At 47.9% G+C, this 21,860-nt stretch carries 18 protein-coding genes; 11 read left to right on the forward strand and 7 right to left on the reverse strand.

Annotation, left to right across the window (positions count from 1 at the left end; all coding sequences use genetic code 11):
- Positions 1-300 precede the first annotated feature (300 nt).
- The 3 genes from proV to proX all read left to right on the forward strand — a co-directional run bounded on the left by proV (position 301) and on the right by proX (position 3,792).
- Entirely contained in the window at positions 301-1,491 is a 1,191-nt protein-coding gene (gene proV / locus H4O21_RS02865) for a glycine betaine/L-proline ABC transporter ATP-binding protein ProV (protein WP_182807321.1), read from the forward strand.
- 2 nt (positions 1,492-1,493) lie between these two features.
- Positions 1,494-2,609, forward strand: a complete 1,116-nt coding sequence (proW, locus tag H4O21_RS02870; protein WP_182807322.1) for a glycine betaine/L-proline ABC transporter permease ProW — start codon at positions 1,494-1,496, stop codon at positions 2,607-2,609.
- 196 nt (positions 2,610-2,805) lie between these two features.
- The gene (proX, locus tag H4O21_RS02875) at positions 2,806-3,792 is read left to right on the forward strand and encodes a glycine betaine/L-proline ABC transporter substrate-binding protein ProX (protein WP_182807323.1); all 987 of its coding nucleotides are present in this window, start codon (positions 2,806-2,808) and stop codon (positions 3,790-3,792) included.
- 158 nt (positions 3,793-3,950) lie between these two features.
- Here the strand turns inward: proX and H4O21_RS02880 are convergent, their stop codons facing one another.
- Both H4O21_RS02880 and H4O21_RS02885 read right to left on the reverse strand, forming a co-directional pair.
- Positions 3,951-5,456: an HD-GYP domain-containing protein gene (locus H4O21_RS02880; protein ID WP_220495473.1), complete on the reverse strand. Its 1,506-nt coding sequence runs from the start codon at positions 5,454-5,456 to the stop codon at positions 3,951-3,953.
- Between the two features lie 1,706 nt (positions 5,457-7,162).
- Positions 7,163-8,785, reverse strand: a complete 1,623-nt coding sequence (locus H4O21_RS02885; protein WP_182807324.1) for a M48 family metalloprotease — start codon at positions 8,783-8,785, stop codon at positions 7,163-7,165.
- Between the two features lie 286 nt (positions 8,786-9,071).
- Between H4O21_RS02885 and H4O21_RS02890 the strand changes: the two genes are divergently transcribed.
- Positions 9,072-9,317 carry a sulfurtransferase TusA family protein gene (locus H4O21_RS02890; protein ID WP_220495474.1) on the forward strand — a complete coding sequence of 82 codons (246 nt, stop codon included), beginning with the start codon at positions 9,072-9,074 and terminating at the stop codon, positions 9,315-9,317.
- A gap of 3 nt (positions 9,318-9,320) precedes the next feature.
- Positions 9,321-10,409, forward strand: coding sequence for an AI-2E family transporter (locus H4O21_RS02895; protein WP_220495475.1), 1,089 nt, complete (start codon positions 9,321-9,323; stop codon positions 10,407-10,409).
- Positions 10,410-10,553: 144 nt separating this feature from the next.
- Here the strand turns inward: H4O21_RS02895 and H4O21_RS02900 are convergent, their stop codons facing one another.
- The 3 genes from H4O21_RS02900 to H4O21_RS02910 all read right to left on the reverse strand — a co-directional run bounded on the left by H4O21_RS02900 (position 10,554) and on the right by H4O21_RS02910 (position 12,108).
- Positions 10,554-11,018 carry a peroxiredoxin gene (locus H4O21_RS02900; RefSeq protein WP_182807325.1) on the reverse strand — a complete coding sequence of 155 codons (465 nt, stop codon included), beginning with the start codon at positions 11,016-11,018 and terminating at the stop codon, positions 10,554-10,556.
- Positions 11,019-11,282: 264 nt separating this feature from the next.
- On the reverse strand, positions 11,283-11,735 hold the full coding sequence (locus H4O21_RS02905) for a transcriptional regulator (protein WP_182807326.1): 453 nt from the start codon (positions 11,733-11,735) through the stop codon (positions 11,283-11,285).
- Positions 11,736-11,766: 31 nt separating this feature from the next.
- Complete coding sequence (locus H4O21_RS02910) at positions 11,767-12,108, reverse strand: DUF4258 domain-containing protein (protein WP_182807327.1); 342 nt, start codon at positions 12,106-12,108, stop codon at positions 11,767-11,769.
- Between the two features lie 360 nt (positions 12,109-12,468).
- Here H4O21_RS02910 and dapA point away from each other — a divergent pair, with 360 nt between their 5' ends.
- Genes dapA through H4O21_RS02925 form a run of 3 tightly spaced genes read left to right on the forward strand, consistent with a single transcriptional unit; the run spans position 12,469 to position 15,239 of the window.
- On the forward strand, positions 12,469-13,347 hold the full coding sequence (gene dapA, locus H4O21_RS02915; protein ID WP_182807328.1) for a 4-hydroxy-tetrahydrodipicolinate synthase: 879 nt from the start codon (positions 12,469-12,471) through the stop codon (positions 13,345-13,347).
- Between the two features lie 11 nt (positions 13,348-13,358).
- On the forward strand, positions 13,359-14,420 hold the full coding sequence (locus tag H4O21_RS02920; RefSeq protein WP_182807329.1) for a hypothetical protein: 1,062 nt from the start codon (positions 13,359-13,361) through the stop codon (positions 14,418-14,420).
- A 36-nt stretch (positions 14,421-14,456) separates the two neighbouring features.
- The gene (locus H4O21_RS02925; RefSeq protein WP_368737511.1) at positions 14,457-15,239 is read left to right on the forward strand and encodes an MBL fold metallo-hydrolase; all 783 of its coding nucleotides are present in this window, start codon (positions 14,457-14,459) and stop codon (positions 15,237-15,239) included.
- Positions 15,240-15,744: 505 nt separating this feature from the next.
- Here the strand turns inward: H4O21_RS02925 and H4O21_RS02930 are convergent.
- Positions 15,745-16,113, reverse strand: coding sequence for a diacylglycerol kinase (locus tag H4O21_RS02930; protein WP_182807330.1), 369 nt, complete (start codon positions 16,111-16,113; stop codon positions 15,745-15,747).
- A gap of 272 nt (positions 16,114-16,385) precedes the next feature.
- Between H4O21_RS02930 and H4O21_RS02935 the strand changes: the two genes are divergently transcribed.
- Together H4O21_RS02935 and H4O21_RS02940 are read left to right on the forward strand one after the other, a co-directional pair.
- A complete protein-coding gene (locus H4O21_RS02935) occupies positions 16,386-18,296 on the forward strand; it encodes a DUF3413 domain-containing protein (RefSeq protein ID WP_182807331.1) in 1,911 nt (636 codons plus the stop codon).
- Positions 18,297-18,573: 277 nt separating this feature from the next.
- A complete protein-coding gene (locus H4O21_RS02940; protein ID WP_220495476.1) occupies positions 18,574-19,197 on the forward strand; it encodes a hypothetical protein in 624 nt (207 codons plus the stop codon).
- Between the two features lie 52 nt (positions 19,198-19,249).
- Here the strand turns inward: H4O21_RS02940 and H4O21_RS02945 are convergent, their stop codons facing one another.
- Positions 19,250-19,714, reverse strand: coding sequence for an Lrp/AsnC family transcriptional regulator (locus H4O21_RS02945; protein WP_182807332.1), 465 nt, complete (start codon positions 19,712-19,714; stop codon positions 19,250-19,252).
- 159 nt (positions 19,715-19,873) lie between these two features.
- Here H4O21_RS02945 and H4O21_RS02950 point away from each other — a divergent pair, with 159 nt between their 5' ends.
- On the forward strand, positions 19,874-21,607 hold the full coding sequence (locus H4O21_RS02950) for an aminotransferase class V-fold PLP-dependent enzyme (protein WP_182807333.1): 1,734 nt from the start codon (positions 19,874-19,876) through the stop codon (positions 21,605-21,607).
- The last annotated feature ends 253 nt before the right edge of the window (positions 21,608-21,860 follow it).

The raw sequence follows: 21,860 nt of genomic DNA on the forward strand, positions 1-21,860 counted from the left end.
TAAATAGTCAATCGGGACAGATAAAGACCATATGCTGCCAGATAGGGTTATTCAGACAATGCGTTTAAAGACACTCTGGCTTCAGAAAATCAGGCTATACACCACCATGCCACAAATTAAAACTGGTCATAATATTTAGAGAACAAATAAAAAATATAACAAACAGACTTAACAACCCCTCAAAATGCTATGTTAAGATAAAAAAAACGATACACCTGTAATTAAAACAAACAAAAATATATTCTCAGTAAGCATACCTGTAATATTTAGAATCAAAATCAGCCAGGGTCCGAAGGATTTATGCCTGTAAAACTTGAAGTAAAAAACCTGTGTAAAGTGTTTGGCGAACAACCCGCTCAAGCACTCGCGTTACTTGATCAGGGTGTTGGCAAAGACGACATTTTTGCCCGGACCGGTCATGTCATTGGCGTCAAAGACGCCAGCCTTTCTATCAATGAAGGGGAAATTTTCGTCATTATGGGCCTTTCCGGCTCCGGAAAATCAACCCTTGTCCGCCTGCTGAATCGACTGATTGAACCCACCCGAGGCCATGTGCTGATTGATGGTGAAGATATTGCAACCATGAATCCAGATGCCTTGCGGTCAGTACGCCGACAAAAAATCAGCATGGTATTTCAGTCATTTGCTCTGATGCCCCATATGAATGTGCTGGATAACGCGGCCTTTGGACTTGAACTGGCCGGAGAACCACTGGAACAACGTCGTGCCACAGCACTGGAGGCACTGCAACAGGTTGGACTGGGTGCACATGGTGATTCCTATCCCGATGAGCTGTCCGGCGGTATGCAGCAGCGGGTCGGTCTGGCTCGCGCACTGGCCAACAACCCGGATGTGATGCTGATGGACGAAGCATTTTCAGCACTGGACCCGCTGATCCGCACCGAGATGCAGGATGAACTGCTCAGATTACAGTCGGAGCATCAACGTACGATTGTCTTTATCTCTCATGATCTGGATGAAGCGATGCGAATTGGTGATCGAATTGCCATTATGCAGGGCGGCGAAGTGGTGCAAGTGGGCACACCCGATGAAATTCTGCACCAGCCTGCTAACGATTATGTTCGCTCATTTTTCCGTGGTGTGGATATATCCAATGTATTCAGCGCCAAAGATATTGCGCAGAAAAAGCAGGTCACCCTGGTCCGTAAAGATAGCAGCGAAGGCCTGCGAACCGGCCTGAAACTGCTACAGGACAATGACCGGGAATACGGCTATGTCATAGACAAGCAGGGCGCCTTTATCGGTGTTGTTTCCACCGACTCGCTACAGACTATGATTGAATCCGGAGCAACACTGGATGACGCTCTGTTGAAAGATATCCCGACGATTGATGGCCAGACATCAATAGGCGATCTTCTGGGCACCGTCGCCCGCAGTCCATTCGCAGTCCCTGTTATTGATGACGCTCATCAGTATCTTGGCAATATCAGCAAAGGCCGCCTGCTGGAAACACTGGACAGGGAGATTTAATCATGACGACCGAAAACAACCCTTTTGCGACTCAGGGCAATACCCGTGATGAAGGCAGTAATCCTTTTACCAGCTCTTCAGATTCACAAAGCAACCCCTGGGGCAACTCAGAGCGCTCAGCGGAAGAAGTGACGCAGTCTGAAAGCTGGCTGACCGCAGCGCCAGCAGACACCAGTAGCACACCGGAACCCACACTGGCCAACCCTTTTGTTGAACCTGTGATTCCTCTGGAAAGCTGGGTTGAAAATGGACTGGAATGGGTGGTTGAAAACTTCCGCCCTTTCTTCACCGGTATTAAAGCCCCTATTGATGCGACACTGAACTCCATTGATCTGCTACTGAATGCCACGCCGCCGCTGGTCATGATCGCTCTGTTTGGTCTGATGGCCTGGCAACTGGCCAATAAGCGACTGGCTGTGGGCACCGTGTTAAGCCTGCTGTTGCTGGGAGGAGTCGGTGCCTGGTCAGAAGCGATGACAACCCTGTCTCTGGTACTGACCTCGGTCTTCTTCTGTGTGCTCCTTGGCCTGCCGCTGGGCATTATTATGGCCAATAGCGAAAAAATGAACCATATTCTGCGCCCTACCCTGGATGCGATGCAAACCACACCGGCGTTTGTATACCTCGTCCCTATTGTCATGCTGTTTGGTATTGGCAATGTGCCGGGGGTTGTCGTGACAATTGTTTTTGCCATGCCTCCGGTTATCCGGCTGACGAATCTGGGTATACGCCAGGTACCGTCTGACCTGATCGAAGCCTCTCACTCTTTCGGAGCCAGCCCCAGACAGATGCTGTTTAAAGTGCAGTTGCCACTGGCAATGCCAACGATTATGGCAGGTGTTAACCAGACCCTGATGTTATGCCTGTCAATGGTGGTGATTGCTTCCATGATTTCAGTCGGCGGTCTGGGCCTGATGGTTCTCAGGGGCATTGGTCGTCTGGATATCGGTCTGGCCACTGTCGGAGGAGTGGGTATCGTTATCCTCGCCATTATTCTGGATCGTATGACCCAGGCACTGGGGCAGGATGCCAGAGCACGGGGCGTCAGACACTGGTATGAAGCCGGACCAGCAGGGCTGCTTATGAAACTGATCAATAGAAAAACAGAATCAGCCTGACCATACCCATAAGCACCTTGAAGCCTTGTCTTTATCAGAGCTGAAAAAATTTCGATAAAGACAATCACCTGAAGAGGCAGAACACCGGGGCTGGCACTTCGTCCCGTCCCTGCCCATTCAGATAAGCGTGCCGTATCTGTCAACTGACTTTATATAACCAACACCTGTATATCACTAACACTTTCCGGAGATAACAATGCGCTACAGCACTCTTGCCGCGTCTATGACACTGGCCCTGGGCCTGTCTGCTAACCTTCACGCCAGCCTGCCAGGTCAGGGCGTCAGCGTTCAGGCGTTCCACAGCCCGATTGCAGAAGAAAAATTCCAGACCGTTATTGTTAACAAAGCACTGGCCAAACTCGGTTACGATGTTCAGCCAATTAAAGAGGTCGACTACAGCGCCGGTTATACCGCTATGGCCAATGGCGATATCACTTACACCGCTGTTAACTGGTTTCCACTGCACAACAACATGTACAGCAATGCCGGTGGCGATGACAAATTCTACCGCAAAGGCACCTATATCAGCGGCGCTGCTCAGGGCTACCTGATTGATAAGAAAACGGCAGATCAATACGGTATCGACAGTATTGATGATCTGAAAGATCCGAAACTGGCTGCCCTGTTTGACACTGATGGTGATGGCAAAGCTGATCTGGCGGGTTGTCAGGCAGGCTGGGGCTGTGAGGGCGTGATCGAGCATCAGCTGACAGAATTCAAACTGCGCGACGCCATCACCCATAAGCAGGGACAGTATGCTGCGATTATTTCTGACACCATCGCCCGCTTTAAGCAGGGTAAGCCTGTGCTGTACTACACCTGGACTCCGTACTGGGTCTCTGGAAAGCTGGTACCGGGCAAGGATGTGATCTGGCTGGAAGTACCTTACTCCGCTAACCCGAATGGCACAGACACCAAACTGCCTAATGGTAAAAACTACGGCTTTGATATCAACTCAGAACGTATTGTTGCCAACAAGAAATGGGCAGAAGCCAACCCCGCTGCAGCGAAGCTGTTTGAAATCATCAAGCTGCCAATCAATGCGGTCAGCGCGGAAAATATGATGATCAGTAACGGTGAAGATTCGCTGAAGGATATTGAGCGTCACGCCGATCTGTGGATCAATGCCAATCAGGCAACATTTAATCAGTGGATTGAAACTGCTAAACAGGCAGCTAAGTAATCAGTAATACCGGATCACCACACGATGACCGGCTGAATCAATGGCTCTGGTCATTCTGCTGAATGACCAGGGCCACTTTTTATCTCATCACTGAGTCAATCACAGTGCTGCTCTGAACGTGTCGTTTGGTCCCTATTTCCCCATGAACGCCGGGGTATTCAGTGCTGATCCTGATAGGTCTGAGCAATCGCCACAAAAGCATCTTCACAGTGCAGAAAAGCATCAATAACCACCGGATCAAAGTGGCTTCCAGCTCCTTCAGTAATGATATCTTTTGCTTTGTCATGACTGAACGCAGGCTTATAAACCCGTTTACTGATCAATGCATCATACACATCGGCGACAGCCATCAGCCGGGCTGATAGTGGAATATCTTCTCCCCGCTTGCCCTGTGGATAACCAGAACCATCCCATTTCTCATGGTGGTTGGCCGCAATATCCTGAGCATGGCGTAAGAACGCATTCTCTGTGACAGATTCAACCGCTCCCTGCAAAGCATCGGCCCCCAACTGAGCATGGGTTTTCATAATGACAAACTCATCATCTGTCAGTTTACCAGGCTTTAGCAGAATATTATCCGGGATACCTACTTTGCCGATATCGTGCAGAGGCGCCGCTTTATAGATCAGATCAATGGTCTGCGGCGTCAGAGCATCACCATATCCGGGCTGAGAACTCAGATACTCAGCCAGCACTCTGACATAACGCTGGGTTCGCTGAATATGGGCACCGGTTTCGTTATCTCTGGCTTCAGCCAATGAAGCCAGCGCGACAATAGTCGCGTCCCTGGTTTCCTGCAGATTATTCTGTGCGGTTAACAGACTGGACACCATAGCATTAGTCCCCTGAGCCATAGCACCAAACTCATCATGGGTCGCGACAGGCACTCTGACCATCAAGTTACCTTCTGCCACCTGACTGAGTACACTGTTCTCAAAGTTCAGATACATACTCATATTGCTGGCATAGCGACGGATAATCACCAGTGCATAACCCAGTACCACCACCGTGATAAAAGCAAACTCTTGCAGAATACTGTTACGGGATTCTTCCGGGCTAAGCACCACCCCTTCCGCCAGTAGCCAGTCCAGATCTTTGTTAACGACCAGAAACAGCACCAGAGCAATAGTGATCAGCAACACAGCGGCCATAGCTGCAAATTTCTGTACAAACGAAGAAGCCCGATGCTCCAGATTCAGCTCTTTCCGGGCCTCGACCAGATCATAAGCCAGTTGACGCTCCTGCAATAATGCCAGATCAACTGCAACAAAGGTTCCCAGAGTACTCAGGCCAAACAGAACTTTCAGATTACTGTGCCAGGGAGCCTCGTAAAGATAAAGATTGGTCAGAACAATGCCTGCAGCTGTCGCCAGAAAGATACCCAGGTCCAGACAAAAACACGCGGTCACTCTCTGATGTAAGGGTCGCCGCTGTACGACACCGGAAATCATCTCCCGGATAGCAAAAGCGATCATCAACGGAATAAACAACTGCCACCAGGTAATCGTTTCCAATAAAGGACAGACCTGACCGCCATACACCGCAAAAATGCCTGCGGCAATAAAATAATGCACAAAAGCCGTCATCTGCACATGATGAACAGGTTTCACGGAGGGATAAAGATAATCAGCCGCCTGAACTGGCTGACTAAACATGCCAGACATATTGAACCTCCCTATAGCCAGGCTATTTTTGATCAAATTATAGAAAACAGTCCCACTGGACTTCAGCATACTCCGGGTAACTACGCAGCAGACGACAATATAGTTTCGCAATGACAGATAGATATTCAGATGCTGAAAAATAGTGCACACGACTGTATCTGTGCCCCTATAAGAAGCCCTGATTCATACGCCACTCATTACGCATCTGAATATTCTGCACCGAAAAACAAATAACCCACTGATAAATAATGATTTATTTTTATTGGCACGCCCTATGCTAAATATAAATTAGTCCAACGCAGGACGTGGTTGTTAGCTTAGTTAGTAACCTGACTAATCACTTTTTATTTTGAGCCTTTTTTTTAGCTCCTTTGAACAATGGCGTTTCTTCTTCTGCCTCCGGGTAAAAGATGAGCGCCTTTTTTTTGCTTCTTTCAGCGACCTTTCTCAGCAGATATCAGCGATTAGTAGCGGCTCGATCCCCTCCCAGAAACAGAATGAAGACACTCCATATCTGAGCTATCAGGCAGGTTATCACTCCGGGTTAACATTTCTCAGGGAAGTGTTATCTGAACTAATGTTCCACGAGTATGGAAAGTGGCCAAAATGGGGACGGTTTGGTCATCCTGGTTAACACTTTGCAAGAATTCTGTTAACCAATGTGATGCAAGATGTAGCCGCTGTTAGCTCAATATAAATTAGATAAAGATGTGATAGACTCTACTGCAACGGATTTTCCAGAGTGTATAGGTAGCGCAGGGGAGTGGTTCAACATTGCAGGTTTTTTTGTTAATACGGTGGTTGGCTTGCTGACTGTCCGTGACTTGAGAACACTATTTAATGAATCATTCAGGGTTCGACTCCCACTTGGAAGAAACAGCGAGGAAAAGCTTATGGAAACAAATAACTCAATTTTTAATCGCATTGGATTAGATTTTAAACGAGGTATTGACTCCTTCTTTTTTCGAGCCGCTCTCTTCTTGCTAGGAATGAGGTTTTTCCCCTCGCTTCCTATACGCTTTGACTTCCATAGCAACATCTTAAACAACTAGCAAGAAAAAACAGGATAAAGTCCATCCTTAAACCTTGCTCATCGTCGCTGAATAAGTTAACACTTTACTATGAAGTGTTAACCATCCGCATATGATGACCTTCCAGCAAAACAGATATTCCCGCTATAACAACATTTGATAACCATCCATCAAAGCAATGAAGATTGGCCAGTCATCCTGACTATACTAAAAAATGTGCTGCTATTAGCAAAGATGATAGTCATGGTTCCAGATGTGTGCATCCAGACAGAGCAATGATTCTTAAATGTGCACTCTCAGGCGCTTACGGTATCTGGCACGATTATTCCCCAGGGCGGACAGATAAAAAATATCCTTTAGAATCAAACACTAAAAAATAATTATCAGTGTTTTTCATGTATTGGCACTGCCCGTGCATTATTAGAGTCAAACAAAAACAATCCCCCTTCGGCAAGGGACACAAGCATTTCATAAATCACTGGTCATGATTTATGAAATGCAACGAGGCAACGTAGCCCGGAATAGATATGCGATCTTATCGCATATCTATTCCGGGCTTTTTTTTACCCTGTATTTCTGCTCAGCTCATGCTGTACCTGCCACAAAGTTCCTTATCGATCTATTACCCCGTCAGACGATCAGTCCTTATTACCGGGTAGTTTACGGACAGGCTAATCAGCCACCTGATTTCATGCGTTTAAAGACCTGTTGCAGCTCCTGCATACGATGGCTGATACGAGCATGCTCCAGGGAGCCTTCCGTTGCACTCTGTTTTGCCAGTTTCAGCTCTGCTAATGCCTGAGACATATCCCCTGTCAGTTGATGCTGTTCAGCATTTGCCTGATAAACCAGCAGCAGATTCTGAGCCTGGCGGGCGCTTAAAGACAGTTGCTGCCAGAGCCAGGGGTCTTCCGGACGCTGATCCAGCAATTCCCGATAGATCTTAATAGAGCGCTCAGCCAGTCCGGTTTCCCGGTAATAGGTGGCTAACAGGCTACGTACCGGGTAACTTTCAGGCGTCTGCTGTAACTGGGCTTCCAGCAACTCAATCGCCTGATCAGCACGACCACTAACAGCCATCACACGCGCTTTCAGTAAACGGAAATAGAGATGATCCGGCTGTAACGCCAGACCTTCAGCCAGATGCGCCGCTTGCTGATTATTATCCTGTTTAAGGGCCAGCAGAATGTCGGTATAAAGCCCCACAGCTGACTTTAATGCATCAGGCACAGAATCCAGCAATGCTTTTCGCGCAGCAACCAGACCGGCACCTTCCACCTGATGCACCAGAGCATGAGATCTGGCCAGCTGAAACTCCAGGTTGGAATACTGAGAATCCGTGCTGGCCTTCTCCCGTTCACGAGCAAAAGCGATACGGCTCTGAGTCAGCGGGTGTGTCAGCAGAAACTCCGGCGCATTGCCTCCCTGAGTACGGGACTGCTCCTGCAACAATTCAAACATCTGCGCCATCCCCCGGCTGTCGTACCCGGCTTTGCGCAATACTTCAAAACCGATGGCATCGGCTTCCTGTTCATGTAAGCGACTGAACCGCAAACGATTCTGCATCGCCAGAGCCTGAGAACTGACAATCGCAGCACTGGCAGCGTCACCCTGACCATTGGCACTGAGTACCAGACCTGCCAGTAACATGGCAAACAGTGACGTCTGCTGCTCTTTTGCTGCTTCAACACTACGGGCATAATGACGCTGACTCAGGTGAGCCAGTTCATGAGCCATGACAGATGCCACCATATCCTCATCACGAGCCTGCAACAGTAAGGCGCTATGCACCCCAATCACACCGCCGGGTACGGCAAAAGCATTGATGGTATCCGCTTTTACCGCCACCAGATTCAGCCTGCGTTCATACAGGTCAGCTTCCACCGCCAGCTTACTGGTCAGCTTCTCCAGATAGTCCTGAAATACCGGATCATAGATAATAGACGTCTGCGCTCTGAACTGCCTCAGCCAGGCTCGGCCCAGAAAATACTCCTGACTGATGGTCAGTGTATCCGGTATATTACTGCCAATGTCAGGCAGTTCAGCCGTCTGAGCTAGCAAAGCCCCAGATGGAGCCAGCAAAGCTAACACCAGAGGCACAGCATACAGACGCTTCTTCAGAGTCTGAAACTTCACAGACCAGATACTCCGGCGCTTACTCCATGTCACTCGCCTGCTCATCCCCGCTTTAATAGCTAATGCTGATTCAGGAATAAAAAGTGCCTGAATGCCGGAATTTAATGCCGTTCGGAGAGTCTTAGTGCGATAACTCAGACGGCGTGCTGTACTGACTGACAAAATAATGGCCCATCTCTGCAACAGGTAAAAAACACCACAATACCGAAGTGATCAGACAACAGGATAAACCCGATGTTGCCAGTAGCAAGTATTGTTGGAAAAATTTACAAACACCTTACCTTTAACCAGAGCGCCATGATTATTTAAAATACAACGTGCGTACAGGACTAAAGGCGGTAAGGTACTATGATTATCAGGTCTTGCACTTTATAGGAAGTTCCCCTTTAATCAGTCGGTTAAGCAAAATAATTAATCATATACCTGTCTTCATCTGCTGAGAAAAATCATGAGCATAAGCGTTGATCAAGAATTAGACACCCGAGGCCTGCATTGCCCGATGCCTCTGTTAAAGGCCAAACTGTCGTTGAATCAGATGCAGGAAAATCAGGTACTGAGAGTAGTAGCAACCGATGCTGGCTCCTGGGATGATTTTGAGGCTTTTTTACGCCAGAGCCCACACACTCTGCTGGAGCGAGTAAAACAGCAGGATGAATTTATTTACTGGATTCAAAAAGGCAATCAGGAGTCTTAACTCATGGCCATGAAGGATGTTGCCCGTTACTGGCTGCAACGCTATTTCTCGGACGAAGAAGCGGTTATCTTTTTTCTGCTTCTGGTAGCCGGTTTCAGTGTCGTTATTTTCCTTGGCACTATGCTGGCACCCTTTCTGGCCAGTGTTGTACTGGCTTATCTGCTGGAAGGGATTGTCAGTAAACTGGAACAGCTCAAAGTTCCGTTCAAACTGGCTGTTGTCAGTGTGTTTCTGATGTTTGTCAGCCTGCTGTCTGCTCTGATTTTCGTTATTCTGCCACTGGTCTGGCGTCAGCTGATCTCACTGGCAGAAGAGTTACCCGGTATGCTGGAAAAGGGGCAGAAGTTTCTGCTATTTCTGCCTGAACAATATCCAGGCGTGGTCAGTGAAGAGCAGGTCCAGGAGCTGGTCAGCCTGATTGCGGTTGAAATCGGCCAGTTCGGCCAGACCATGCTATCTATATCTCTGGCGACCATTCCTAACGTATTTGCCATTTTTATCTATCTGATTCTGGTCCCTATTCTGGTCTTTTTCCTGCTGAAGGACAGAGATTATCTGGTGAGCTGGTTTCTGAGTTATCTGCCGGATAAACGTGTACTGATGACCCGCATCTGGAAAGAGATGGATCAGCAGCTGGCTAACTATATCCGGGGTAAAGCCATTGAGATTGTTATTGTCGGTGTCGCCACTTATCTGGGGCTGGTCGTCTTTGGTACTCAGTATTCCGCGTTGCTGGGCTTGCTGGTCGGTCTTTCGGTACTGGTGCCTTATATCGGTGCGGCTGTAGTGACTGTGCCTGTGGTACTGATTGGCATGTTCCAGTTCGGGCTGACAGAAACCTTCCTCTATCTGATGCTGGTGTACGGCGTTATTCAGGCGCTGGATGGTAATGTGCTGGTGCCTTTACTGTTTTCCGAAGCGGTAAACCTGCATCCGGTGGCGATTATCGTCGCAGTGCTTTTTTTCGGTGGCTTATGGGGATTCTGGGGCGTATTTTTTGCCATTCCTCTGGCCACTCTGATGAAAGCCGTGCTGTTTGCCTGGCCACGGGCTATAGACTCCTGCCCGCCACTGCCTGATAAGACACCATAAAATATCGGCTTGCTTATCCTCTGACGCCTTCGGCATCATTATAAAAAAATCCCTGATTTCAAAAGAAATCAGGGATTTTTTACGCCGGATAATGCCAGCACCCGGAACGCTATCTGACAACAGAATGCTCTGTCAGTACAAAGATCAAAGTGCCTGCACGGCTTCCAGCACTTCTTCGACATGACCTTTTACCCGGACTTTACGCCACTCCTGAACCAGCACGCCGTCAGCGTTAATCAGAAAAGTACTGCGCTCAATGCCCATATACTCTTTGCCATAATTCTTTTTCAGCTTGATCACATCAAACAGCTTACACAGCTCTTCTTCCGGATCACTGATCAGTTCAAAGGGAAACTCATGCTTGGCTTTAAAGTTGGTATGCACTCGCAGGCTGTCGCGCGAAACACCAAAAATCACCGTATTGGCCGCAGAAAAGGCCGCCGCATTGTCACGGAAATTCTGACCCTCAGTGGTACAGCCTGGCGTATTGTCCTTCGGGTAAAAATAGATCACGATATTTTTACCTTTCAGTTCACTCAGAATCACTGTAGTGTCGCTGGTTGCCTGAGCAGTAAATTCCGGAACGGCAGTATCAACAGCAATAGTCATTGTCGTTCTATCCCCTGTTTATAAAATTATTGTCCGGTTACCTGTCCTGTAATAACCCGGATGGGCAAGGTAACACATGAACTCATTACCTGATATCGGGTCACATTATGCCAGGATCTGCACCAGAAGCTAATGGATAACTGATTTTACAGGATTTATTTACAGATATAATCTCTGCAGCCCCCATCCCTGGGCAACTGGATAAAACGGATTGCCATCTGGAAAACGACAGTCCGACAGTGCAGGAGAGTCACTCAGCAGTGGTTATACTGCAGCCTTCAACCAGTGATGATCTCTTTCTTCCATAATAATATCTGACATCATTCCTTCAGCTTCCGTTTCCGCCAAACGCTGTAACAGATAGCTAAGATTACTATCTTCACTGACCGACTCCAGGTAAAGCTGGCGAATAGCAGCATCAACAGTTTTTGGTATCATACTCTCACCTTTTTCCCAACGACCAACCGTCTGCTGGTCCACCCCCAGAAGTTCACCAAGTACTCGACGCGAGTGATTGAAAATCTGACGAAAGAAGCGAAATTCTTTACCTGTCAGGCCTTGCGTTTTTTCAGCAAGCTGAAGCGCAATAGCATGATGCAACCCCTGAACATCATCAATGCTCAGATATTCTTCACCATCAATTACTTCAAGGATAAAGCCATTTTTTAAATGGACATTAGGCAATCCACATTCAGTGTAGTGATAAAACGTACTCATGTTTTCTCTTCCATCTATGCCAGAAGGTTTATTAAAGCCCTATAACAGTAATAATTAAGACCGATGGATCGCTTTCAAGACGTTTCAGAACCAGAGGAATCCTGATTGAATCACCTGCAGCGATCCCCTCCAGACTCATTGCCCAGTCTCCACTGGGGGTCAGCCAGGGCTGCTCAAAAAAACGGCTTGAACGACTACTTAATACAGAAAAGACCTGTGTCAGTGTTATATCTCGTTCCAGAAGACGCTCACGAGCATGCTTAGAGAACTTAATCCTGGTGCTATGGTTTTCTGATAAATCTCTGATTAAGTTCTTTGCGGACTGAATGCTTAAGGGAAATTCTGAAATCACTGACGGCTCAGTTTTTTCCATAGTGTGTCCTCAATGACGAAATCATGTCCCGGCAATATGCCAGGGAGAGTTTTTACGAACAGATTGACGATCTGTTTTTTATAATCTGGTACAAAATAGCTAACAGCTTATCATTATGCAGCCTTATATCAAATTGATATAATTTTCAAACAAATGAACAAAATCGTTTTCCGGCCTCTCTCCCTGATTTCCTGTTCCGCCAGACTGTTCGAAACTTTCTGTCCTGAAATAAGGTCTATTCATCTGTAAGGACCTGATTCTGAAAAGTAATCCCTCTTATCGTTTCCTGTGCTTGTGTTAACCACCTGGCAAAAGTACCATTAAGCTTTCGTAATTATCGCGCTTTTTCGGAGACAACAGATGATCAAAGGCAGTATTGTTGCATTGGTAACGCCAATGACTACGGCAGGAGCAATTGACTGGGAAGCACTGCATCGTCTGGTTGAGTTTCATCTGGAAAATGGTACTGATGCTATCGTTGCAGCAGGTACAACCGGTGAACCTACCACGATGTCATTTGACGAACACTTTGATGTCATCCGAAAGGTGGTCGATCAGGTCAATGGGCGGATTCCTGTCATCGCAGGCACAGGGGCTAATTCCACATCAGAAGCCGTGGAACTGACTCAGTTTGCTAAAAAAGTGGGTGCAGATTACTGCCTGTCTGTCACTCCTTACTACAACAAGCCCACTCAGGAAGGTTTGTTCCAGCACTTTAAAGCCGTTGCAGAAGCCAGCGATCTGCCTGTGATTCTGTATAACGTGCCGGGCCGTACTGCTGTAGACCTGCATAACGAAACCGTTATACGTCTGAGCCAGTTGCCTAATATTATTGGTCTTAAAGATGCGACCGGTGATGTCGAACGTGGCAAAGAGCTGATGGATCGTCTGCAAGACAGTGATTTCCTGTTATTCTCAGGAGATGATCTGACGGCAGCAGACTTTATTCTTCAGGGTGGCCACGGCAATATCTCAGTGACGGCCAATGTAGCACCTCGCCAGATGTCTGAGCTTTGCGCAGCCGCCCTGGCCGGTGATTCATCGACGGCACACCAGATCAATACCCGCCTGATGCCTCTGCACAAGGCACTGTTTGTTGAGTCCAACCCGATTCCTGTGAAATGGGCTGTACATGCTATGGGTATGGCAGAAACCGGTATCCGTCTGCCATTGACGGTATTATCTCCTCAGTATCACGCCAATGTTCGTGAAGCGATGCAACACGCTGGAATTATCTGATAGGAAACATCATGTCCCGACAGGACTCATTTACCAGAATCACTGGCAGCCTGGTGCTGGCCAGTGCTCTGCTTGCAGGCTGTAGTTCATCCGGTTATTACTATGATCGTAAAACCGATTATATTGATGAAACCACTCACGCACCGCTGGAGTTGCCAGACACGGCAGATAAAGCTCGTTTCAGAGAGCTGATGCCTTTACCCCCTGTTGCACTGAAACGCCCGCTGAATAAGGATTTTACCACGCCTGCTCCGGTACCTATGCCGGTTACAGTAGAGGATATACCTCCGGCAGAACTGATTCAGTACGCTGGCAACGACACCATTGCTGCACGTATGTGGCTGGCCCTGGCAGATTCTCCTGCGGCTGCCTGGCCATTGTTACAGCAAGAGTTCCAGAAGCTGGGCTGGAAAGTGCTGAAAGCCGATCCTGCCACCGGGCGGGTCCAGTTTATCAGTGCCAATTCCCTCAGTGGTCAGGCTGTGAATGCGGTACTGAGACAGAGTGTTCGTACTAATTTCAGTGATCTGGAACTACTGGATAACAGAGGCCAGGTGCGCACTGATAATGCTGCACGCACAGTCCTTAATCAGCTGAAAGAGGGCCTGAGTGCTCCTCGCTCAGCACAGAGTGTCTCTCTGCTGGCACAGAACATCAGCCGGAACAGTTATATGATTCTGGATGAAGAGCCTGGAAAGCCTCCGGTGCTGAAACTGAATGCTGATGCAGACCGAACCTGGATTACTCTGGAAAAGCTGCTGTCCCATCGCCTGGATGAGTCAGAGCAGAAACTGCTGGAAAGTGATGTCAAAGAGCGTACGTTCAGACTGGTCTGGGTACCGGATCAGGATCTGAGCAGTATGCCAACCCAGATTCTGTCTTCATTTGTTGATTATATCCTGTCAGAGACAGGAGATCTGGAGTCGTCATTCGGCCTGTCCCGTAAAGCGGTTTCTGTGAAACTGGCTGGCAGTAATCCGGTTCAGATGACTGTCGTTACAGAAGATGGTCAGCCCGCTGACACCAAAAAAGCGCTTTTCGTTCTGGGTGAAATTCGTCGCCTGCTGAACTGATGCTGAAAACAACCTGATTTTGAGGCATCAGAATACGTGAGTGCCCTGCGTTTTGCTTCCCTCGGCAGTGGTAGCCGGGGGAACGCTACTCTTATTGAAAAAAATAATACCCGCATCCTGATCGACTGTGGTTTTGGCGTCAAAGATACCCGAAATCGCCTGGCCCGTCTGGGTCTGGAACTGGATGATCTGGATGGTATCCTGGTAACCCATGAACATGGTGACCATATTGGAGGCGTTGGCCGGGTCGCCAGGGCCTGTGGTGTGGCCGTGTTCTGTACTGCCGGTACTCACCTGACCGGACGACTGGGCAAGGTGCCTGACCTGCGCCAGATCAGCAGCCACAGAAAGTTTGCCATTAAAGATCTGGAAATTGAGCCAGTTCCCGTCCCCCATGACGCGAAAGAACCTGTTCAGTACATTGTCGGCGATGGTGCACTCAGGCTGGGCGTACTCACCGATCTGGGCAGTATCACTCACCATATTCGTCACTGTTATCAGAAGTGTGATGGCCTGGTCATTGAAGCAAACCATGATCCTGTCATGTTACAGAATGGGCCTTATCCGCTGAAGCTGAAGCGCCGGGTTGCCGGCAACTGGGGGCATCTGAGTAATGGGCAGGCAGCTCATCTACTGGCCGAACTGAATCATCCGGGGTTACAGCACATTATTGCCGCCCATATCAGTGATAAAAATAATACCCATGAACTGGCCTGCCAGAGCCTGGCTGAAGTCCTTTCCTGTAGCACAGATGAAATTCCCTCAATTGACCAGGAAGAGGGCCTGGACTGGTTCAGTCTGCACCCTGCAACCGTATAGATTTCAGTCTCTGCCCCCAGAAGACCGCAGATGTCGCAAACAGCCTCGCAAGGGGCTGTTACAGAGGCTGATTCCGTTACAAAAAATTTCATTCTCTGCTGCTATGCGGCAAGTCTATGGCTACATTCACATTTTTCCTGAAAAGCCACAAACCCTTTATTTATGCGGCTTTCAGCGCATGCAAAACATCTTGCAGCGTAGGAAATACACCTATACTGAAAAGGAGCCCGGCACGAAGTGCGGGGAGAATTCAGGTCAAGGCTAAGGAGGGTTTAGCCATGTTTTTGTCTGACGAACTGTTTGATCTATGGTTTTCTACTCAGCAAAGCGTGCTTGAATGGGAGGCAACCTGGCTCACCTAGGGAGATATGCTGAATGTAATCTACTCAATCGCTTTGGAACAGGATGCCAGTTTCATTTAGCATTAGCGGATTAGCCCGGTTCAACTACCGGGCTTTTTTTGATCCGGCAAAAGCAATCTATGATTTCCACCGAAGTTATCACTTTATAAAAATCGGACCGCTGCCACACTCAGCCACACAAGACAGGTACAAACTAAAGACACCAATACCGCGGCAGAGCCCAGATCCTTTGCTCTGCCAGAGAGTTCATGATATTCAGGGCCGATGCGATCAACCACGGCTTCAATAGCAGAGTTAATCAGCTCAACGATCAGTATCAGTAAACAACTAACTATTAAAATAAGCCTCTCAATTACCGTTTGTCCCAGCCAGATAGCAGCGGGAACCATGATCAGACACAGTAAAAGCTCCTGTCGGAAAGCGGCTTCATGGACAACAGCAGCCTTCAATCCCTTGATTGAGTAGCGTGTTGAATGTATTAGGTGCTTAAGCCCCGTATGCCCCGGTTTCATTAGTATCTATCCCATTTAACCGACTGAACGTAAAAATTCTGTGTACACTGATCACGACCAGATACAGCCAGCAGGAATACTAACACACACGGAACAGATGAAAGGTTATCTGTATCTTAAAAACATTTATAATCCAACACTGCGCAGCTGATTTCCCCAGCCAGTACTTCCTGAATGAAGTACTCAAGCGCCTTAATATAATGAATACCTGTCAGAACAGGCTGATTGGTCATACGGTAAGCCAATAGCCAAACATAAATTAAGGCCCATCTATGTTCAAAAAGAACACAACTTACTTTTTCCAGGCTCTGTTGACTTTAAGCTGGACGGAAAGCAGGCACTATAACCGACGGGACTGGTTACGATTTACGGGCTGGCTAACCATACTGTCAGCCCTGACCATTTATCTGATCGCCAGCTCATACCTGAGCTATATCCATGTCAGTCAGCCACACAGCTTGCTATATCTGGCGAGCGCTTATATCGGACATTTCGCATTATTTGCAGTGCTCGCTGCCCTGCCTTTATCAATAATCACCATCATATTACCATTCAGGGTGCTGATACTCCCTCTGGCCGCTATCACGCTGTTATCCGGTTTAGCTATGCTGGTGATTGATACCCGGATCTATGCCCAGTATCGCTTTCACTTAAGTGGGTTTATCTGGGATATGCTGACAGGGCCCGGAGCCGGTGAAATTATTCAACTGTCCTGGCTGACGTTGCTGACCATTGCCGGAGTCGTGGCCGGACTTATGCTTCTGGTTCCGGGTATCCTCTCCGCTGCGGCCTGGTGTACTGCTCGCCCGTCAACCAGAAATAAAATACCTCATCTATTGTCATTCTGGCTCATTTGCCTACTGAGCAGTCAGGCTATGCACGTCTGGTACGAAGCTCATTATGATACCGAAGTCACAGGCATCACTCGCCACTTTCCCAGTTATTATCCGGCAACAGGTAAACGGGCTCTGGTTAAACGAGGCTGGATTAACCCCGATAAAATAAGAGCAGAAGCCCCTGTTATGGTCCATACAGGTAGCCAATCTCTCAACTACCCTCTGAACCCGTTGCAATGCACACCAAAAGACAAACCAGAGAATATACTGATCATTGCGATTGATGCGATGAGGGCTGATATCCTGACACAGGAGATTACCCCGAACCTTTACCAGCTGACACAACAGGAAAATAGTCAGTATTTCACCAACCACTTCAGCGGTGGAAACGTGACTAAAGGAGGGATTTTCACGTTATTTTTCGGCATTCCTGCAACCTATTGGGATGGCTTTGCCGCGGCTCAGCAGGGAGCATTATGGATCAGAGAGCATCAACGACAGAATTATCAGGTTGGCCTTTTCAGCTCATCCACGCTGCTCAGCCCGGCATTTGACCGCACCGTATTTGCCTCTGTACCGGACCTGCGCTTTAAAAGTACCGGTGAAACACCTTCTGAGCGCGACCAGGATGCGATTAAGGATTTTGAGCAGTTTATTGAAGCCCGGTCCGACAACCAGCCATTTTTCAGTTTTCTGTTTCTGGATGCCGTTCATGGATACGACGTCCCCACCGGATACGAAAAGTTTCAGCCGCAATGGCAACGGGTTGATCACGTAAAACTGAACAATGACTTCAATCCGGATCCTTATTTCAACCGCTACAAGAATTCAGCCTATTATCTGGATAATCAGATCGGAGCACTGTTGGACAGGCTGAAAAGTAAAGGCGTGCTCGATAATACGATAGTGATGATTACCTCTGATCATGGAGAAGAGTTTAATGATCTGGGGCAGAATTTCTGGGGTCATGGCAGCAATTTCAGTGATCATCAGACCCGAACGCCTCTGATCATTCTCTGGCCGGGCAAAAAGGCACAACAGATAGACTATCGTACATCACATTACGACATAGCACCGACCATGATGACTGAGGTTCTGGGGTGTAGTAATCCTATGGCAGACTACTCAACCGGCACCAGTCTTTTTCAGGCATCGGCTCGCCGGGACTGGCTCATTGTAAACAGCTACTTTAATTATGGCATCGTCGGGCGTGATCGAATCATCGCCACATACCCGACAGGAGGCTACGAAATTATGGACAAAAACAGCCAGCCGGTAACCGGTGAAACAATGCCTGCCAAAGTAGGTATAGAAGTACTCAGTCAGGTTTCCCGGTTCTATCATTGATGTCTCCGGATCAGAAGTACTGAAACAGCAGTCCATTCGACAGACGTTTCAGTACTTCAAATCATGAAACTTTTCATCACTTCACCTCTCTTAAAACCACAGCATTCAGATCACGGTTTTATTTCCAGATCACCAGATCCATTGACACTCGCATCTCGCGATTAATTTATTTATTGTAATCCTGGTTGATGAAACGACAAAAATAATAATAATTATTATTAAAGCATTAAAAATTAACACCACAGACTTATCGATCACATAAAATACGGGTAATCAATTGAATTCATTTGGTATTCTTCTCGGAAAAGCATTCTTATATATTCTTTTTATTGTTGGTGTAGCACAACTGATTACGCTTGAGGGCTATTCTGAACTGACAGAAAGCCGCTACAGCGAGCTGTCGCTGACAGAAAAAATGCAGGACCTGTTTGGCTTTATCTCATGTCTGCTGTTTTTACTGGCTGCCCGTATGAGTCAGGAGCTAAGACCCATTGCGGTCATGCTGGCAGCACTGACCGGTATGATGTTTATCCGTGAGTCTGATTCTTTTCTGGATCAGAATGTCTTCGATGGGGCCTGGCAGACTCTGGTCAGCATCGTATTGATTGTTACGGCCGTTTATCTGAAAAAACAGCCGCACCCAATCAAGCCTTCTATTATGAACTATGCCCGCCTGCCCAGTGCAGGAGTGCTGTTGAGTGGCATTCTGGTGACCTTTGTTTTCTCAAGATTATTTGGTCGTCGCTCTTTCTGGGAAGCCGTCATGGGCGATGGTTATGTGCGTGTGGTTAAAAATATCGCAGAAGAAGGCACAGAGCTGATGGGCTATGCCCTGATACTGATTGCGGCAGCAGAGCTGCTCTGGCATACCTTTAGCCAGAAACGCGAATCAACCCGTTGATTTCTGTTCTGTGTGCTGTGGCTTTGTGCTGCAGCACTCAGCCTGCCACCAATCAGAAACTGTCCAGCGGTAGCTCAGTGGTATATTTCATCTCTTCCATCACAAAGCTGGCACTGACATCCGATAAATCAGCCTTAATCAGCTTTTTATATAACCGATCATAGCCGGGCATATCACTGACTACGGCTTTAATCAGATAATCCAGATCACCACTCATGCGATGCACCTCCAGCACTTCAGGCAGATCTCTCACGGTCTGTAAAAACTGACCGGCCCAGCGATCATTATGCTGATTAGTGCGCACAGAAATATAAACGGTCAGCGGCAAGCCAACTGCTGCTGCATTCAGAAGGGCAACCCGTTTCTGAATAATGCCTTCCTTGTCCAGCTGTTGAATTCTGCGCCAGCAGGCTGTTTTAGAAATCGAAACCCTGTCTGCAATTTCCCCTGTGGATAAAGACGCATCTGTCTGCAATAGCGCCAGAATATCCCGATCAATACGATCTCTTCGGCCCATAAGAAATTTTTTTCCGTTTTTTAATAACTAACAGGAATATTATTCCTATTTCAGAGTTGATCATACTCTATTTAAAAACAATGTTTCTCTGATTGCGAAATACACTGTCTGCTATTGATAAGTAATAACAAAAGCGACAAGCAAAGCCCGGAGTCCGTTATGGCAGAGATACAGTTCCAGCAAATCAGAGATGACATTATTGGCGATGATCATCAGATACAGACCCCATTCGGATACAAACCTCTGGTTTACGCGGATTACACCGCCTCAGGCCGTAGCCTCAGCTCAATAGAAGACTTTATTCGTCATAAAGTACTGCCCTTTTACGCTAATACTCACAGCGAAAGTTCCTTTACCGGCCGCCAGAGTACTCATCTGAGAGAACAGGCAAGAAAAAGCATTCGCTCAGCACTGAAAGCCAGTCAGGATTACAGCATTATTTTTGCGGGTTCCGGCGCTACCGCTGCGATTAATAAACTGATTGGCATAATGAATCTGATGCTGCCCGCAACACTTGACGAGCGTTATCAGCTGGATAAGCAGATTCCGGATAGCGAGCGCCCTGTGGTTTTCATCGGGCCCTATGAGCATCACTCCAATGAACTGCCCTGGCGTGAAAGCATTGCGACGGTGGTCACGATTCCACTGAATATCCGGGGTACTCTGGATATAGAAGCGCTGGAGCAGGCTTTACAGAGCTATCAGCACAGAGCGATGAAAATAGGCAGCTTCTCAGCGGCATCCAATGTCACCGGTATCAAAACCGATGTTAGCAGCGTGACTCAGCTGCTACATCGCTACCAGGCGTTATCATTCTGGGATTATGCTGCCGCCGGGCCTTATGCAGGTATCGATCTGTCAGAGCTGAAAGCCGATGCACTCTTTATCTCTCCCCATAAGTTTATTGGTGGTCCTGGCACACCGGGCGTCCTGGTGATTCATCAGAAACTGACCGCGAATACCATTCCGGCAGCCCCCGGAGGCGGTACAGTCAGCTATGTTACCCCCAGGGATCATCGTTATATTCAGGACCCGGAACGCCGGGAGGAAGGCGGCACACCAGGTATTATAGAATCCATCCGCGCCGGACTGGTATTTCAACTACAACAGCAAACTGGCACAGAACGTATTGAGCACAGAGAGCACCAGCTGATTCAGAGATTGTTTAAGCGCTGGCAGAACTATGACAATATTCAGATTCTGGGAGGCACAGAAGCAGAACGCTTGTCCATCTGCTCTTTCCAGATTATGCACACCTTACCTTCAGGCGAGACCCGACCACTGCATTACGGTTTTATTGTCGCTCTGTTAAATGATCTGTTCGGTATCCAGGCCAGAGGCGGTTGCTCCTGTGCCGGTCCATACGGGCATCATCTGCTGAATCTTGATCAGCAGACCAGCAAAGCCATTGAACAACAGATTCAGGCCGGATACAGCCTGCTTCGCCCAGGCTGGGTCCGTATCAACCTGAACTACTTCATTGATGATGCCACAGCGGATTATCTGATCCGGGCCGTTGAACTGATTGCCGAACATGGCTGGCGTTTACTACCGTCCTATCAATACGATGGAAACAGAGGTATCTGGCGCTATCAGGGGCAGGTCGCAGGTACTCAAAAGCAAACGACAGAAGCTCAGACTCAGGATTTACCGGTCCACCTGACCGACGCCCTGCAAGCTTACCAGACAGAACCGGCATACCAGACAGGGGCTGAAAGTCAGTCTGACAATCCAATCATCATCCATCAGCGCCCGACAACAGATGATTATCAATGGCTGCTACGGGAAGCTTATACTCTACTTACGACAAAACGACAAACAGGGAGCAGGCTGGATTTGCCCGAAGATGTCAGCCGCTTGTGCTGGTTCCTGCTGCCTCAGGATATTAGCTGACCTCAAGTACAGTCAAACGTCGTAACAAAACGTATGCATTGACCTAAGAAGTGCTCCCGGATCAGAGAATACTCCGGGAGCTGACATGGCCATTTATGCACGCTGTCAAAAGGGCCACTTCAACCGGAACCAGAAAATGACTATAATTCAGACTTATTAGATCAATAGTTCGGACAGTTTCAGGAAGAAAAGAGGCTAGTCACATGAGTAGAAACTGCGAAAATATCATTCGCCAAAACCATATACCGCAGAA

Origin of the sequence: Oceanospirillum sediminis (assembly GCF_014164585.1) — a bacterium.
Lineage (GTDB): Bacteria > Pseudomonadota > Gammaproteobacteria > Pseudomonadales > Halomonadaceae > Oceanospirillum > Oceanospirillum sediminis.